Source organism: Streptomyces capillispiralis (genome assembly GCF_007829875.1).
Taxonomy (GTDB): domain Bacteria; phylum Actinomycetota; class Actinomycetes; order Streptomycetales; family Streptomycetaceae; genus Streptomyces; species Streptomyces capillispiralis.
In genome coordinates this window covers 938024-954126 of sequence record NZ_VIWV01000001.1, presented here as the reverse complement: position 1 = coordinate 954126, position 16103 = coordinate 938024, and the positions used below count along the sequence as shown (strand labels likewise).

14 protein-coding genes are annotated in these 16103 nt (G+C 72.0%); all 14 read left to right on the top strand.

Features of this window, described 5'->3' with window-relative positions; translation table 11 throughout:
* The first annotated feature begins 3 nt into the window (after positions 1 to 3).
* The 14 genes from FHX78_RS03770 (at position 4) to FHX78_RS03710 (ending at position 16039) form a co-directional block, all read left to right on the top strand.
* The gene (locus FHX78_RS03770) at positions 4 to 876 is read left to right on the top strand and encodes a glycosyltransferase family 2 protein (protein WP_145871622.1); all 873 of its coding nucleotides are present in this window, start codon (positions 4 to 6) and stop codon (positions 874 to 876) included.
* 95 nt (positions 877 to 971) lie between these two features.
* A complete protein-coding gene (locus FHX78_RS03765; RefSeq protein ID WP_145866033.1) occupies positions 972 to 1907 on the top strand; it encodes an ABC transporter permease in 936 nt (311 codons plus the stop codon).
* Positions 1900 to 2688 carry an ABC transporter ATP-binding protein gene (locus FHX78_RS03760; protein WP_145866032.1) on the top strand — a complete coding sequence of 263 codons (789 nt, stop codon included), beginning with the start codon at positions 1900 to 1902 and terminating at the stop codon, positions 2686 to 2688. The genes FHX78_RS03765 and FHX78_RS03760 overlap by 8 nt, the downstream gene beginning before the upstream one ends.
* Before the next feature lie 361 nt (positions 2689 to 3049).
* The gene (gene hpnC, locus FHX78_RS03755; protein ID WP_145866031.1) at positions 3050 to 3967 is read left to right on the top strand and encodes a squalene synthase HpnC; all 918 of its coding nucleotides are present in this window, start codon (positions 3050 to 3052) and stop codon (positions 3965 to 3967) included.
* Positions 3964 to 4914 carry a presqualene diphosphate synthase HpnD gene (gene hpnD / locus FHX78_RS03750; protein ID WP_145866030.1) on the top strand — a complete coding sequence of 317 codons (951 nt, stop codon included), beginning with the start codon at positions 3964 to 3966 and terminating at the stop codon, positions 4912 to 4914. Before hpnC ends, hpnD begins: the two co-directional genes overlap by 4 nt.
* Positions 4914 to 5039 (top strand): DUF6380 family protein, encoded by a 126-nt coding sequence (locus FHX78_RS38140; protein WP_373313158.1) that lies wholly within the window; start codon positions 4914 to 4916, stop codon positions 5037 to 5039. The genes hpnD and FHX78_RS38140 overlap by 1 nt, the downstream gene beginning before the upstream one ends.
* Positions 5036 to 6553 carry a hydroxysqualene dehydroxylase HpnE gene (hpnE, locus tag FHX78_RS03745; RefSeq protein ID WP_145866029.1) on the top strand — a complete coding sequence of 506 codons (1518 nt, stop codon included), beginning with the start codon at positions 5036 to 5038 and terminating at the stop codon, positions 6551 to 6553. Before FHX78_RS38140 ends, hpnE begins: the two co-directional genes overlap by 4 nt.
* 64 nt (positions 6554 to 6617) lie before the next feature.
* Positions 6618 to 7682, top strand: a complete 1065-nt coding sequence (locus FHX78_RS03740) for a polyprenyl synthetase family protein (RefSeq protein ID WP_145871620.1) — start codon at positions 6618 to 6620, stop codon at positions 7680 to 7682.
* A gap of 117 nt (positions 7683 to 7799) precedes the next feature.
* Complete coding sequence (gene shc, locus FHX78_RS03735; RefSeq protein ID WP_145866028.1) at positions 7800 to 9836, top strand: squalene--hopene cyclase; 2037 nt, start codon at positions 7800 to 7802, stop codon at positions 9834 to 9836.
* Positions 9836 to 10477 carry a 5'-methylthioadenosine/S-adenosylhomocysteine nucleosidase family protein gene (locus FHX78_RS03730; RefSeq protein WP_145866027.1) on the top strand — a complete coding sequence of 214 codons (642 nt, stop codon included), beginning with the start codon at positions 9836 to 9838 and terminating at the stop codon, positions 10475 to 10477. Before shc ends, FHX78_RS03730 begins: the two co-directional genes overlap by 1 nt.
* Before the next feature lie 5 nt (positions 10478 to 10482).
* Entirely contained in the window at positions 10483 to 11505 is a 1023-nt protein-coding gene (hpnH, locus tag FHX78_RS03725) for an adenosyl-hopene transferase HpnH (protein WP_145866026.1), read from the top strand.
* Positions 11506 to 11509: 4 nt separating this feature from the next.
* Positions 11510 to 12667 (top strand): flavodoxin-dependent (E)-4-hydroxy-3-methylbut-2-enyl-diphosphate synthase, encoded by a 1158-nt coding sequence (gene ispG / locus FHX78_RS03720; protein WP_145866025.1) that lies wholly within the window; start codon positions 11510 to 11512, stop codon positions 12665 to 12667.
* Between the two features lie 28 nt (positions 12668 to 12695).
* Complete coding sequence (gene dxs / locus FHX78_RS03715) at positions 12696 to 14609, top strand: 1-deoxy-D-xylulose-5-phosphate synthase (RefSeq protein WP_145866024.1); 1914 nt, start codon at positions 12696 to 12698, stop codon at positions 14607 to 14609.
* Positions 14606 to 16039: an aspartate aminotransferase family protein gene (locus FHX78_RS03710; RefSeq protein WP_145866023.1), complete on the top strand. Its 1434-nt coding sequence runs from the start codon at positions 14606 to 14608 to the stop codon at positions 16037 to 16039. The genes dxs and FHX78_RS03710 overlap by 4 nt, the downstream gene beginning before the upstream one ends.
* Positions 16040 to 16103: the final 64 nt, after the last annotated feature.

Sequence of the window (16103 nt, the reverse complement as noted above, 5' to 3'; positions counted from 1 at the left end):
GCCATGAAGGTCGGCGCGGTGATCATCACCATGGGCAACCGCCCCGACGAACTGCGCGCCCTGCTCGACTCGGTCGCCAAGCAGGACGGCGACCCGGTCGAGGTGGTCGTCGTCGGCAACGGCTCGCCCGTCCCCGACGTCCCCGAGGGCGTGCGCACCATCGAGCTGCCGGAGAACCTCGGCATCCCCGGCGGCCGCAACGTCGGCGTCGAGGCCTTCGGCCCCGGCGGCCGGGACGTCGACATCCTGCTGTTCCTCGACGACGACGGCCTGCTCGCCGGCCACGACACCGCCGAGCTGTGCCGCGAGGCCTTCGCCGCCGACCCCGAGCTCGGCATCATCAGCTTCCGCATCGCCGACCCCGAGACCGGGATCACCCAGCGCCGCCACGTGCCCCGGCTGCGCGCCTCCGACCCGATGCGCTCCTCGCGCGTGACCACCTTCCTCGGCGGCGCCAACGCCGTACGCACCAAGGTCTTCGCCGAGGTCGGCGGGCTGCCCGACGAGTTCTTCTACGCCCATGAGGAGACCGACCTGGCCTGGCGGGCCCTCGACGCCGGCTGGATGATCGACTACCGGTCCGACATGGTGCTGTTCCACCCGACGACCGCCCCGTCGCGGCACGCGGTCTACCACCGCATGGTCGCCCGCAACCGCGTCTGGCTGGCCCGCCGCAACCTTCCCGCCCTCCTGGTTCCCGTCTACCTGGGTGTGTGGATGCTCCTCACCCTGCTGCGCCGCCCCTCGCGCCCCGCCCTGAAGGCGTGGTTCGGCGGTTTCCGGGAGGGCTGGGCCACCCCCTGCGGAACCCGCCGGCCCATGAAGTGGCGTACGGTGTGGCGGCTGACCCGACTGGGCCGGCCCCCTGTCATCTGACAAGCTCGTATCCGGGAACACCGGGGCGTCCCCGGGGCTCCCCGGTTCATGTCGGGCCCGCGGGCCGAGCATCTCGAGGACGAAAGTTTGCACTGGTGAGTGAGACAACGCACGACGGCACGGTCGCGGTCAGCGCGTCCGTGCCGCCCGACGAGGGCCTGACGGCGGACCGGCTCGCCGCCAAGTACGGGCTGACCGTCAGCGGCGCCCGGCCGTCCCTCTTCGAGTACGTCCGTCAGCTCTGGGGGCGGCGGCACTTCATCCTCGCCTTCTCGCAGGCGAAGCTGACCGCCCAGTACAGCCAGGCCAAGCTCGGCCAGCTGTGGCAGGTGGCGACCCCGCTGCTCAACGCGGCGGTGTACTTCTTCATCTTCGGCCTGCTGCTGGGGGCCAACCGGGGCATCCCGAGCGATGTGTACGTGCCGTTCCTGGTGACGGGCGTGTTCGTGTTCACCTTCACGCAGAGCTCGGTGCTCGCCGGTGTGCGCGCCATCTCCGGCAACCTGGGGCTGGTGCGGGCGCTGCACTTCCCGCGGGCCTCGCTGCCGGTGTCGTTCGCGCTCCAGCAGTTGCAGCAGCTGCTGTTCTCGATGCTGGTGCTGGTCGTGGTCGTGATGGCGTTCGGGAGCTTCCCGGCGCTGTCGTGGCTGCTGGTGGTGCCGGCGCTGCTGCTGCAGTTCGTGTTCAACACCGGTCTGGCGCTGATCTTCGCGCGGATGGGCAGCAAGACGCCCGACCTGGCCCAGCTGATGCCGTTCGTGCTGCGGACCTGGATGTACGCGTCCGGCGTGATGTTCAGCATCCCGGCGATGCTCGCCGACAAGGACGTCCCCGGCTGGCTGGCCGACGTGCTGCAGTGGAACCCGGCCGCGGTCTACATGGACCTGGTCCGCTTCGCGCTGATCGACGACTACGGCTCCTCGTACCTGCCGCCGCACGTGTGGGCGGTCGCCCTCGGCTGGGCGCTGCTGGCCGGCGTGGTGGGCTTCATCTACTTCTGGAAGGCGGAGGAGAGGTACGGCCGTGGCTGACGAGACGAAGGGCGCGCGCGTCCCCACCGTCATCGCGGACGACCTGCACATCGTCTACCGCGTCAACGGTGCCAGGACCGGAAAGGGCAGCGCCACGGCGGCGCTCAGCCGCATCCTCAAGCGGGGCAAGGGCGAGGAAGCGCGGGGCGTGCGCAAGGTGCACGCCGTCCGCGGGGTCTCCTTCGTCGCCTACCGCGGCGAGGCCATCGGCCTGATCGGTTCCAACGGCTCCGGCAAGTCGACCCTGCTGCGGGCCATCGCCGGACTGCTGCCCGCCGAGAAGGGCAAGGTCTACACCGACGGCCAGCCCTCCCTGCTCGGCGTCAACGCCGCGCTGATGAACGACCTCACCGGGGAGCGGAACGTCATCCTGGGCGGACTCGCCATGGGGATGACCCGCGAGGAGATCCGGGAGCGCTACCAGGACATCGTCGACTTCTCCGGCATCAACGAGAAGGGCGACTTCATCACCCTGCCGATGCGCACCTACTCCTCCGGCATGGCGGCCCGGCTGCGCTTCTCCATCGCCGCCGCCAAGGACCACGACGTCCTGATGATCGACGAGGCCCTGGCGACCGGCGACCGCAAGTTCCAGAAGCGTTCCGAGGCCCGCATCCGCGAGCTGCGCAAGGAGGCCGGGACGGTGTTCCTGGTCAGCCACAACAACAAGTCGATCCGCGACACCTGCGACCGCGTGCTCTGGCTGGAGCGCGGCGAACTGCGCATGGACGGGCCCACCGACGAGGTGCTCAAGGAGTACGAGAAGTTCACCGGCAAGTAGCCGCGGTGCGCCCGCGTCCCCGCCGGAACCGTCCGGCGGGGCCGGGCGTTCACAAAGGAAGCGCCAACTCCTGCCGCCTCCAGGAATCCTGACGCCGAACGGTGCGTTGTCGTGCTGCGCGGGAGACCCCCGGCGGCGCGGACGGGGTTGCACAACGTAAGCTGTAGCGGTCCCGAAAGGCGGCAATCAGGGCCATAATGCCCGACATCATCCATCGCCGCCATCGGGTGAAAACCTGGGCGGCGTGTCCGAAATAGTGTGCATTGGGTCAGCAGTGTAGAACGGGAGATGTGACGGCAATGGCTACGGAGACTCCCCGGCTGAACGCGGTGCGTGCCGTCCCCGCCGTGGGCAGCCCGCGATGACGCCCACCGGTCCCGCGCGTGCCGTCGAGGCCGGGGTCGAGCGTGCGACGCTCGACAAGGCCGCCGCGGAGAACTTTCCCGTGGCCCCCTTCTACCTGCCCAGGTCCTGGCGCGACGATCTCATGGCCGTGTACGGCTTCGCCCGTCTGGTCGACGACATCGGCGACGGCGATCTGGCCCCCGGCGGGGCCGACGTCCGCCTCCTCGGTGTCTCCGCCGAGGAGGCCGAGGACCGTCTGGTGCTGCTGGACGCCTTCGAAGCCGATCTTCACCGCGTGTTCGATCCGGCCGGACCGGATCCCCGCCATCCGCTGCTGCTGCGGCTCCGGCCCGTGGTCCGCCGCCACGCGCTGACCCCCGAGCCGTTCCTCGGCCTCGTCGCCGCCAACCGCCAGGACCAGCTCGTCAAGCGCTACGAGACCTACGAGGACCTGCTCGCCTACTGCGAGATGTCGGCCAACCCCATCGGCCGGCTCGTCCTCGCCGTCACCGGGACCGCCACCCCCGAACGGATCCGCCGCTCGGACGCCGTCTGCACCGCCCTCCAGATCGTCGAGCACCTCCAGGACGTCGCCGAGGACCTCGGCCGCGACCGCGTCTACCTGCCCGCCACGGACATGAAGCGCTTCCATGTCCGGGAGGCCGACCTCGCCGCCCCCACCGCCGGCGCGTCGGTGCGCGCGCTCATCGCGTACCAGGCCCAACGCGCCCGCGACCTGCTGAATGAAGGAACCCCCCTCGTGGGCAGTGTCCACGGCAGGCTCAAGCTGCTGCTCGCGGGGTTCGTGGCGGGGGGCCGGGCGGCCGTCCACGCGATCGCCGCCGCCGAATACGACGTACTTCCCGGCCCGCCCAAGCCCGGCAAGCTCCAGTTGCTGCGCGAGGCGGGCGTGACCCTGCGAGGAAAGGGGTGATCCGGAGCGTGGAGTCGCAACCACCCGCGTCCGCACCGGTACTCGCCGCCTACAGCTACTGCGAGGCCGTCACCGGACAGCAGGCGCGCAACTTCGCCTACGGCATCCGGCTGCTGCCCACGCCCAAGCGACGCGCCATGTCGGCGCTGTACGCGTTCTCCCGGCGGGTCGACGACATCGGCGACGGCACCCTGCCGGACGACGTCAAGGTCGCCCGGCTGGAGGACACCCGGGAGCTGCTCACCCGGATCCGCGAGGGCGCGGTCGACGAGGACGACACCGACCCGGTCGCGGTCGCCCTCGCCCACGCGGCCGGACACTTCCCGATCCCGCTCGGCGGCCTGGACGAACTCATCGACGGCGTCCAGATGGACGTACGCGGCGAGACGTACGAGACCTGGGACGACCTGAAGGTCTACTGCCGCTGTGTCGCGGGCGCCATCGGGCGGCTCTCGCTCGGCGTGTTCGGCACCGCGCCGGGCGCGCGCGGCGCCGAGCGCGCCTCCGAGTACGCCGACACGCTCGGCCTCGCGCTGCAGCTCACCAACATCCTCAGGGACGTCCGCGAGGACGCCGAGGGCGGGCGCACCTACCTGCCCGCCGACGACCTCGCCAAGTTCGGCTGCTCCGACGGGTTCAGCGGCGAGACCCCACCGGAGGGCTCCGATTTCGCGGGCCTCGTGCACTTCGAAGTGCGCAGGGCCCGCGCCCTTTTCGCCGAGGGCTACCGGCTGCTCCCCATGCTCGACCGGCGCAGCGGCGCCTGCGTCGCCGCCATGGCCGGCATCTACCGCCGCCTCCTGGACCGCATCGAGCACGACCCCGGGGCCGTGCTGCGGGGCCGGGTATCCCTGCCCGGACGCGAGAAGGCGTACGTCGCGGTGCGCGGGCTGTCCGGCCTGGACACCCGGCATGTGAGCCGACGGACCGTCAGGAGGCGTGCCTGATGGACACCCCGCTCCCCGGCGGCAAACGGCGGGCAACCCTCCGCCGCGACGCCGCGTCCCAGACTGAGACGGCCGGTCGTGCACCGCTCGGGCAGCGCGGCGACCGGGCAGGGGAGGGCGCATGAGCCACGGCACACGCTCCGGGGGTCCCCTCACGGACGACCCCGTTCCGGCGGGCCGGCACGCCGTCGTCGTCGGCGGCGGGCTCGCCGGCACCACCACCGCGCTCGCGCTGGCCGACGCCGGGGTGGCCGTCACCCTGCTCGAGGGCCGGCCGCGCCTGGGCGGACTCGCCTTCTCCTTCCGGCGCGGCGACCTCACCGTCGACAACGGCCAGCACGTCTACCTGCGCTGCTGCACCGCCTACCGCTGGTTCCTCGACCGCATCGGGGGAGCGGCGCTGGCCCCGCTCCAGGACCGTCTCGACGTACCCGTGCTCGACGTCCGCCGCCCCGAGGGGCGGCGGCTCGGCAGGCTGCGCCGCGACGCGCTGCCGGTCCCGCTGCATCTGGGGCGCAGCCTCGCCGCGTACCCGCACCTCTCGCTCGCCGACCGGGCCAGGATGGGCCGGGCCGCGCTCGCGCTGAAGGGGCTCGACCTCGCCGATCCGGCCCTGGACCATCAGGACTTCGGCAGCTGGCTGACCGCGCACGGCCAGTCGGCGCGCGCCGTCGAGGCCCTGTGGGACCTGGTCGGCGTCGCCACCCTCAACGCGGTCGCGGCGGACACGTCCCTGTCGCTCGCCGCGATGGTGTTCAAGACCGGTCTGCTGTCCGACCCCTCGGCCGCCGACATCGGCTGGGCCCGGGTCCCGCTGGGCGACCTGCACGACGGGCTCGCCCGCAGGGCGCTGGACTCCGCGGGCGTGCGGACCGAGGTCCGCACCCGGGTCACCTCCGTCTCCGCGGACGGCGACGGGGGGTGGCGCGTCGAGGTTCCCGGCGAGACGATCCGGGCCGACGCCGTCGTCCTCGCCGTACCGCAGCGCGAGGCGCACGACCTGCTGCCCGCGGGCGCGCTGGACGCCCCGGAGCGGCTGCTCGGCATCGGCACGGCGCCGATCCTCAACATCCACGTGGTCTACGACCGCACGGTGCTCGCCCGGCCCTTCTTCGCCGCCCTCGGCACCCCCGTGCAGTGGGTCTTCGACCGCACCGCCGCGTCGGGACTGGAGCGGGGCCAGTACCTGGCGCTGTCCCAGTCGGTCGCCCAGAACGAGATCGACGAGCCGGTCGCCGCGCTGCGCGAGAGGTACCTGCCCGAACTGGAGCGGCTGCTGCCGCACACGCGCGACGCCCGGGTCGAGGACTTCTTCGTCACCCGGGAGCGCACCGCCACGTTCGCTCCCGCTCCCGGTGTCGGACGCCTCAGGCCCGGCGCCCGCACCAAGGCACCCGGCCTGTACCTGGCCGGCGCGTGGACCGCCACCGGGTGGCCCGCGACCATGGAGAGCGCGGTCCGCAGCGGCGTCGGCGCGGCGGACGCCGCGCTGGCCGCCCTGGGCCGGCCCCGTCCCCGCCACCTCTTCGCGCTCGACGAGGCGGCGCACCCCGTCTTCCCGGGGCCAGGCCCCCGAACCCCCGGCCGACAGCCGCAGGGGACCGGCGCCGCACCGCGAGGTGGGCCCGGTGAAGGTTGACGAGTGCGGCGGGGCAGGTCCCCGCACCCCCGGTAAAGCAACAAGAGGAGAGACTGTGCCCACTGTGCCCCCGGCCTCGCAGGCCGCTCGAAGGACCGCGGTGGACGTGTCCGCGCTCCTGGAGCGTGGCCGGACCCTGGCCACGCCGGTACTGAGGGCGGCCGTCGACCGCCTGGCACCTCCCATGGACACGGTCGCCGCCTACCACTTCGGCTGGATCGACGCCCAGGGGCGGCCCGCGGACGGCGACGGCGGCAAGGCCGTGCGCCCCGCCCTCGCCGTGCTGTCCGCCGAGGTCACCGGTGCCTCCCCGGAGACGGGCGTCCCCGGCGCGGTCGCCGTCGAGCTGGTCCACAACTTCTCGCTCCTGCACGACGACCTGATGGACGGCGACGAGCAGCGCCGGCACCGCGACACCGTCTGGAAGGTGCACGGCCCCGCCCAGGCCATCCTCGTCGGCGACGCCCTGTTCGCCCTGGCCAACGAGGTCCTGCTGGAGCTCGGCACCGTCGAGGCGGGCCGCGCCACCCGCCGGCTGACCGCGGCGAGCCGCGCGCTCATCGACGGCCAGGCCCAGGACATCTCCTACGAGCACCGCGACCGCGTCAGCGTGGAGGAGTGCCTGGAGATGGAGGGCAACAAGACCGGCGCCCTGCTCGCCTGCGCCAGCTCCATCGGCGCGGTGCTCGGCGGCGCGGACGACCGCACCGCCGACGTGCTGGAGACGTACGGGTACCACCTCGGCCTGGCCTTCCAGGCCGTCGACGACCTCCTCGGCATCTGGGGCGACCCGGAGGCCACCGGCAAGCAGACCTGGAGCGACCTGCGCCAGCGCAAGAAGTCCCTCCCGGTCGTGGCCGCGCTCGCGGCGGGCGGCGACGCCTCCGACCGGCTCGGCGAGATCCTCGCCGCCGACGCCAAGAGCAGCGACTTCGCGCACTTCTCCGAGGAGGAGTTCGCGGCCCGCGCCGCCCTCATCGAAGAGGCGGGCGGCCGGGAGTGGACCGCCGAAGAGGCGCGCCGCCAGCACACCATCGCCATCGAAGCCCTCGACGCCGTCGACATGCCCGACCGGGTGCGGGAGCGGTTCACGGCGCTCGCGGACTTCGTCGTCGTACGAAAGAGATGATCACTATCGGTCGAATAGCCCTCGCGTAGTCGCCGGCCGGTGTTGCGGGGAGAACGGCACCGGCCGACGGCGGACCCACAGCAGACACCACTCGCAGGACTGCACGAAGGGGAAGCCATGACAGCGACGACCGACGGAAGCACCGGGGCGGCGTGGCCGGCCCGCGTGACCGCGGCCAGCGAAAACGACACCGACATCCCCGAGGCGGCCGGGGTTCCCGACATCGCCGCCCGCGCCATGCGGCGCGCCACCGACTTCCTGCTGTCCCGGCAGGACGACCAGGGCTGGTGGAAGGGCGACCTCGAGACCAACGTCACGATGGACGCCGAGGACCTGCTGCTGCGCCAGTTCCTCGGCATCCTCGACGAGGACACCACCCGCGCGGCCGCCCTGTTCATCCGCGGGGAGCAGCGCCAGGACGGCACCTGGGCCACCTTCCACGGCGGACCCGGCGAACTCTCCACCACCATCGAGGCGTACGTCGCGCTGCGCCTGGCCGGCGACCCGCCCGACGCCCCGCACATGGCGCGGGCCTCCGCCTGGATCCGCGAGCGGGGCGGCATCGCCGCCGCCCGGGTCTTCACCCGGATCTGGCTGGCCCTGTTCGGCTGGTGGAAGTGGGAGGACCTGCCCGAGCTCCCGCCCGAGCTGATCTGGTTCCCCTCCTGGCTGCCGCTGAACATCTACGACTTCGGCTGCTGGGCCCGGCAGACCATCGTGCCGCTGACGATCGTCTCCGCCGAACGGCCGGTGCGTCCCGCCCCGTTCCCGCTGGACGAGCTGCACACCGACCCGCACCGCCCCAACCCTCCCCGGCCGCTCGCACCGGCCGCGAGCTGGGACGGCGCCTTCCAGCGGCTGGACAGGTGCCTGCACACCCTGCGCCGGGCGGTCCCGCGCCGGCTGCGCCGGGCGGCCGTGCACACCGCCGCCCGGTGGATCATCGAGCGGCAGGAGAACGACGGCTGCTGGGGCGGCATCCAGCCCCCGGCCGTGTACTCGCTGATCGCCCTGCACCTGCTCGGCTACGACCTGAACCACCCGGTGATGCGCGCGGGCCTGGAGTCGCTGGACCGGTTCGCCGTGTGGCGCGAGGACGGGGCCCGGATGGTGGAGGCCTGCCAGTCCCCGGTGTGGGACACCTGCCTCGCCACCATCGCCCTGGCCGACGCGGGCCTGCCCGCCGACCACCCGCAACTGGTCAAGGCCGCCGACTGGATGCTCGGCGAGCAGATCGTGCGGCCCGGCGACTGGTCCGTGCGCCGGCCCCATCTGCCGCCCGGCGGCTGGGCGTTCGAGTTCCACAACGACAACTACCCCGACATCGACGACACCGCCGAGGTGGTCCTGGCGCTGCGCCGGGTCAAACACCACGACCCCGAGCGGCTGGACAACGCCATCGGGCGCGGGGTGCGCTGGAACCTCGGCATGCAGTCGAGGAACGGCGCCTGGGGCGCGTTCGACGTCGACAACACCAGCCCGTTCCCCAACCGGCTGCCGTTCTGCGACTTCGGCGAGGTCATCGACCCGCCGTCCGCCGACGTCACCGCGCACGTCGTGGAGATGCTCGCCGTCGAGGGCCTCGCCCACGACCCGCGCACCCGGCGCGGCATCCAGTGGCTGCTCGCCGAACAGGAGCCGAACGGTGCCTGGTTCGGCCGCTGGGGCGTCAACTACATCTACGGCACCGGCTCCGTGGTGCCCGCCCTGACCGCCGCCGGGATGCCCGGCTCGCACCCGGCGATCCGGCGGGCCGTGGCCTGGCTGGAGTCGGTGCAGAACGACGACGGCGGCTGGGGCGAGGACCTGCGCTCCTACCGCCACGCCCGGGAATGGGCCGGCCGCGGGGCCTCCACCGCCTCGCAGACCGCCTGGGCGCTGATGGCCCTGCTGGCGGCGGGGGAGCGGGACTCCGGGGCCGTCGAGCGGGGCGTCGCCTGGCTGGCGGCCACCCAGCGCGAGGACGGCTCCTGGGACGAGCCGTACTTCACCGGCACCGGTTTCCCCTGGGACTTCTCCATCAACTACCACCTCTACCGGCAGGTCTTCCCGCTCACCGCGCTCGGCCGGTACGTGCACGGGGAGCCCTTCGCCAAGAAGCAGGTGGCGGAGGTCACCGGGGAGCAGCCCCTCGCCGAGGCGAAGGGGAACTGATGAGCACCCGGCCCGCCCCGGCTCCGCTGCTGATCGCCTGTGCGCTCGGCATCGAGCAGTTCGCCCTGCGCCGTCGGGGGCACGGCGGTGCGGGCGGGCCGGTCACGATCCTGCGCACCGGCATGGGGCCGGCGGCGGCCGGGCGTTCCGTCACCCGGGTGCTCGCCGACCCGGTCCTGCGGGACGCCGCCGTCCTGGCCACGGGCTTCTGCGCGGGGCTCGCCCCGGGCATGCACCCGGGAGACCTGGTCGTCGCCGTGGAGACCAGGGACCCGCGCGGCACTGTCCCCTGTGTCGGGACCGAGCTGCTGGTGAAGGAGCTGGTGCGCACGGTGCCCGGCCGCACCGTCCACACCGGTCCGCTCACCGGCTCCGACCACGTCGTCCGCGGTCACGAACGGTCGGACCTGCTCGCCACCGGCGCGATCGCGGCGGACATGGAATCGGCGGCCACGCTACTGAGCGCCGTCCGCGCGGGCGGACGCCCCGTTGCGGCCGTACGGGTGGTCGTGGATGCTCCGGAGCACGAACTCGTCCGGATCGGCACCGTGCGCGGTGGAATATCGGCTTTCCGTGTCCTTCGTTCCGTACTCCCGGCTTTCTATGAATGGCACCGTTCCTCGCTGCTCCCCAGGAGGTGAGCCAGATGGCCATGCCGCTGCGTCAGTCCGTCAAGGTCGCTACATACTTGGCCGAACAGAAGCTCCGCAGGCGGGACAAGTTCCCGCTCATCGTCGAACTGGAACCGCTCTTCGCCTGCAACCTCAAGTGCGAGGGGTGCGGCAAGATCCAGCACCCGGCCGGGGTGCTCAAGCAGCGGATGCCCGTCGCCCAGGCGGTGGGCGCGGTGCTGGAGTCCGGCGCTCCCATGGTGTCGATCGCCGGCGGCGAGCCGCTGATGCACCCTCAGATCGACGAGATCGTCCGCCAGTTGGTGGCCAGGCGGAAGTACGTCTTCCTGTGCACCAACGCCATGCTGCTGCGCAAGAAGATGGACAAGTTCACCCCCTCGCCCTACTTCGCGTTCGCCGTGCACATCGACGGCCTGCGCGAGCGGCACGACGAGTCGGTGGCGAAGGAGGGTGTGTTCGACGAGGCCGTGGCGGCCATCAAGGAGGCCAAGAGGCGCGGCTTCCGGGTCACCACCAACTCCACCTTCTTCAACACCGACACCCCGCAGACCATCGTCGAGGTGCTCAACTACCTCAACGACGACCTCGAGGTCGACGAGATGATGATCTCGCCCGCCTACGCCTACGAGAAGGCCCCCGACCAGGAGCACTTCCTGGGCGTGGAACAGACCCGCGAGCTGTTCCGGAAGGCCTTCGCGGGCGGCAACCGGCGCCGCTGGCGGCTCAACCACTCCCCGCTGTTCCTCGACTTCCTCGAGGGCAAGGTCGACTTCCCGTGCACCGCGTGGGCGATCCCCAACTACTCGCTCTTCGGCTGGCAGCGCCCCTGCTACCTGATGAGCGACGGCTACGTGCCGACCTACCGGGAGCTGATCGAGGAGACCGACTGGGACCAGTACGGCCGGGGCAAGGACCCCCGCTGCGCCAACTGCATGGCGCACTGCGGCTACGAGCCCACCGCCGTCCTCGCCACCATGGGATCGCTGAAGGAGTCGCTGCGCGCCCTGCGCGAGACGGTCTCCGGGAACAGGGAGTGAGGCCATGACCGCTGTCTCCCTCGGGATGCCCGGGGTGCCCCCGCCGTCGGTCGCCCAGCGGCGCGCCTCGCGGCGGATCCAGGTCGGCTCCGTGGCGGTGGGCGGTGACGCGCCCGTGTCCGTGCAGTCCATGACGACGACGCGTACGTCCGACATCGGTGCGACGTTGCAGCAGATCGCGGAGCTGACGGCGTCCGGCTGCCAGATCGTCCGCGTGGCGTGTCCGACGCAGGACGACGCGGACGCGCTGGCGACGATCGCCCGCAAGTCGCAGATCCCGGTGATCGCGGACATCCACTTCCAGCCCAAGTACGTCTTCGCGGCGATCGAGGCGGGCTGCGCGGCGGTGCGGGTGAACCCGGGGAACATCAAGAAGTTCGACGACCAGGTCAAGGAGATCGCCCGGGCGGCCAATGACCACGGCACCCCGATCCGGATCGGCGTGAACGCGGGGTCGCTGGACCGGCGGCTGCTGCAGAAGTACGGCAAGGCGACGCCCGAGGCGCTGGTCGAGTCGGCCCTGTGGGAGGCGTCGCTGTTCGAGGAGCACGACTTCCGGGACATCAAGATCTCGGTGAAGCACAACGACCCGGTCGTGATGATCGAGGCGTACCGGCAGCTGGCCGAGCAGTGCGACTACCCGCTGCACCTGGGTGTGACGGAGGCGGGTCCGGCGTTCCAGGGGACGATCAAGTCGGCGGTGGCGTTCGGTGCGCTGCTCTCGCAGGGCATCGGGGACACGATCCGGGTGTCGCTGTCGGCGCCGCCGGCCGAGGAGGTCAAGGTCGGCATCCAGATCCTGGAGTCGCTGAACCTGAAGGAGCGCGGTCTGGAGATTGTGTCCTGCCCGTCCTGCGGGCGTGCGCAGGTGGACGTCTACAAGCTGGCCGAAGAGGTCACCGCCGGTCTGACCGGCATGGAGGTCCCGCTCCGTGTCGCCGTCATGGGCTGTGTCGTCAACGGTCCGGGTGAGGCCCGCGAGGCCGACCTGGGTGTCGCCTCCGGCAACGGCAAGGGGCAGATCTTCGTGAAGGGCGAGGTCATCAAGACCGTCCCCGAGTCCAGGATCGTGGAGACGCTGATCGAAGAGGCGATGAAGATCGCCGAGCAGATGGAGAAGGACGGCATCGCGTCGGGGGAGCCGGCCGTCACCGTGAGCTGAACAGCACGGAACAGAAGGGGGCCCGAGCGTGACGATCCTGGAGAGCATCCGGCAACCACGTGACCTGAAGGCGCTGTCCGAGGCGGAACTCGGCCAACTGTCCCAAGAGATCAGGGAGTTCCTGGTGCACGCGGTCGCCAGGACGGGCGGCCATCTCGGACCCAACCTGGGGGTGGTGGAACTCACCGTCGCCCTGCACCGGGTCTTCGAGTCGCCGGTCGACCGCATCCTGTGGGACACCGGACACCAGAGCTACGTCCACAAGCTGCTGACGGGACGTCAGGACTTCTCCAAGCTGCGCGGCAAGGGCGGCCTGTCCGGCTATCCCTCCCGCGAGGAGTCCGAGCACGACGTCATCGAGAACAGCCACGCCTCCACCGCGCTCGGCTGGGCCGACGGCCTCGCCAAGGCCCGCCAGGTGCGGGGGGCCGGGGGACATGTCGTCGCGGTGATCGGCGACGGCGCCCTCACCGGCGGGATGGCCTGGGAGGCGCTGAACAACATCGCCGCCGCCAGGGACCGCCCGCTGATCGTCGTCGTCAACGACAACGAACGCTCCTACGCCCCCACCATCGGCGGCCTCGCCAACCACCTCGCCGCCCTGCGCACCACCGACGGCTACGAACGGGTGCTGGCCTGGGGCAAGGGCGTACTCCAGCGCATCCCCGTGGTCGGCTCCACCGTCTACGAGGCGCTGCACGGCGCGAAGAAGGGCTTCAAGGACGCCTTCGCCCCCCAGGGACTCTTCGAGGACCTGGGCCTGAAGTACGTCGGCCCGATCGACGGACACGACATCGGGGCCGTGGAGTCCGCGCTGCGCCGCGCCAAACGCTTCCACGGACCCGTCCTGGTCCACTGCCTCACCGAGAAGGGCCGCGGCTACGAACCCGCCCTCGCCCACGAGGAGGACCACTTCCACAGCGTCGGTGTGATGGACCCGCTCACCTGCGCGCCGCTGGCCCCGTCCGGCGGGCCGTCCTGGACGTCCGTCTTCGGCGAGGAGATCGTCCGGATCGGCGAGGAGCGCGAGGACGTGGTGGCGATCACCGCCGCCATGCTGCACCCGGTGGGCCTGGGCGCCTTCGCCGAGCGGTTCCCCGACCGGGTGTGGGACGTGGGCATCGCCGAGCAGCACGCGGCCGTGTCCGCGGCCGGCCTGGCGACCGGCGGACTCCACCCGGTCGTCGCCATCTACGCCACCTTCCTCAACCGCGCCTTCGACCAGCTCCTGATGGACGTGGCCCTGCACCGCTGCGGGGTGACCTTCGTGCTGGACCGGGCCGGTGTCACCGGTGCCGACGGACCCTCGCACAACGGCATGTGGGACCTGTCCGTCCTCCAGGTCGTCCCCGGACTGCGCATCGCCGCGCCCCGCGACGCCGACCAGTTGCGCGCCCAGCTGCGGGAGGCGGTCGCCGTGGACGACGCGCCCACCCTGATCAGGTTCCCGAAGGAGTCCGCGGGCCCGGCGGTCCCGGCACTCGGCCGGATCGGCGGCGTGGACGTGCTGCACCGCGCGGACTCGCCCGAGGTGCTGCTGGTGGCGGTGGGCGTGATGGCGCCGGTCTGCCTCCGGGCCGCCGAACTGCTCGAAGCGCGCGGGATCGCCTGCACCGTGGTCGACCCCCGCTGGGTCAAACCCGTCGACCCGGCCCTTCCCGAACTGGCCGCCGCGCACCGCATGGTGGCCGTCGTCGAGGACAACAGCCGCGCGGCCGGGGTCGGTTCGGCGGTGGCGCTGGCGCTGGGCGACGCCGAGGTCGACGTGCCCGTGCGCCGGTTCGGCATCCCGGAGCAGTTCCTCGCGCACGCCAAGCGCGGCGAGGTGCTCGCCGACATCGGCCTCACCCCGGTCGAGGTCGCCGGACGGATCAGCGCGAGCCTCGCCGTGCGGGCGCGGCTCGCGGACCAGCCCCAGGACCCACAGGAGCGCCAGGCATGACCACCGCGGAGTCCGCCCCGGAGCCGTCGGGGACCGTGCCGTCGGGAAGCGGGCAGTTCGACCTCGGCGCGCTGCTGGCCGAGCGCGGAGCCGAGCGCTACGAGCTGCACACCCGGTACCTCAACCACCAGCTCCCGCGCATGCTGCGCACCATCGGCTTCGACAAGGTCTACGAGCGCGCCGAGGGCGCCCACTTCTGGGACGCCGACGGCAACGACCACCTGGACATGCTCGCCGGGTTCGGGGTGATGGGCCTGGGCCGCCACCACCCCGTGGTCCGCAAGGCGCTGCACGACGTCCTGGACGCCTCCCTCGCCGACCTCACCCGCTTCGACTGCCAGCCGCTGCCCGGGCTGCTGGCCGAGAAGCTGCTCGCGCACAGCCCGCACCTGGACCGCGTGTTCTTCGGCAACAGCGGCACGGAGGCGGTCGAGACCGCCCTGAAGTTCGCCCGGTACGCGACCGGCAGACCGCGCGTCCTGTACTGCGAGCACGCCTTCCACGGCCTGACCACCGGCTCCCTCTCGGTCAACGGCGAGTCCGGCTTCCGGGACGGCTTCGCCCCGCTGCTGCCGGACACGGCCGTACCGCTCGGCGATCTCGACGCCCTGGAGCGGGAGCTGCGCCAGGGGGACGTGGCCGCGCTGATCGTGGAGCCGATCCAGGGCAAGGGCGTGCACGAGGCGCCGCCCGGCTATCTGCGCGCCGCGCAGGAGCTGCTGCACCGGCACAAGGCGCTGCTGATCGCCGACGAGGTGCAGACCGGGCTGGGGCGCACCGGTGACTTCTACGCCCATCAGCACGAGACGGGCGTCGAGCCGGACCTGGTGTGCGTGGCGAAGGCGCTCTCCGGCGGCTACGTGCCGGTGGGGGCCACCCTCGGCAAGGACTGGATCTTCAAGAAGGTCTACTCCTCGATGGACCGGGTGCTGGTCCACTCGGCCAGCTTCGGGGCGAACGCCCAGGCCATGGCGGCGGGCCTGGCCGTGCTGTCGGTCATGGAGGACGAGCGGATCGTGGCGCGCGCCCGGGCCACCGGTGAGCTGCTCAAGGCCCGGCTGACCGCACTCACCGAGAAGTACGAGCTGCTGGCCGACGTCCGCGGCCGGGGCCTGATGATCGGAATCGAGTTCGGCCGGCCCAGGTCGCTGAAGCTGCGGGGCCGCTGGGCGATGCTCCAGGCCGCCCGCAAGGGGCTCTTCGCGCAGATGGTGGTCGTACCGCTGCTGCAGCGGCACAGGATCCTCACCCAGGTCTCCGGCGACCACCTGGAGGTGATCAAACTGATTCCACCGCTGATCATCGACGAGCGGGACGTGAACCGGTTCGTGGACGCCTTCACCGCGGTGATGGACGACGCGCACGACGGCGGCGGGCTGGTGTGGGAGTTCGGCAGGACCCTGGTGAAGCAGGCGGTCGCCCACCGCTGATCCCGCGCGGCGGGGGCACGAGGACCGTCGCACCCGGACGGCTTTGCCTCACAGGCAAGGAAAT

Coding starts and splice junctions, on each gene's coding strand:
- FHX78_RS03770 (WP_145871622.1), top strand. CDS start 4: ATGAAGGTCGGCGCGGTGATCATCACCATGGGCAACCGCCCCGACGAA.
- hpnC (WP_145866031.1), top strand. CDS start 3,050: ATGACGCCCACCGGTCCCGCGCGTGCCGTCGAGGCCGGGGTCGAGCGT.
- FHX78_RS38140 (WP_373313158.1), top strand. CDS start 4,914: ATGGACACCCCGCTCCCCGGCGGCAAACGGCGGGCAACCCTCCGCCGC.
- hpnE (WP_145866029.1), top strand. CDS start 5,036: ATGAGCCACGGCACACGCTCCGGGGGTCCCCTCACGGACGACCCCGTT.
- shc (WP_145866028.1), top strand. CDS start 7,800: ATGACAGCGACGACCGACGGAAGCACCGGGGCGGCGTGGCCGGCCCGC.
- FHX78_RS03730 (WP_145866027.1), top strand. CDS start 9,836: ATGAGCACCCGGCCCGCCCCGGCTCCGCTGCTGATCGCCTGTGCGCTC.
- hpnH (WP_145866026.1), top strand. CDS start 10,483: ATGGCCATGCCGCTGCGTCAGTCCGTCAAGGTCGCTACATACTTGGCC.
- ispG (WP_145866025.1), top strand. CDS start 11,510: ATGACCGCTGTCTCCCTCGGGATGCCCGGGGTGCCCCCGCCGTCGGTC.
- FHX78_RS03710 (WP_145866023.1), top strand. CDS start 14,606: ATGACCACCGCGGAGTCCGCCCCGGAGCCGTCGGGGACCGTGCCGTCG.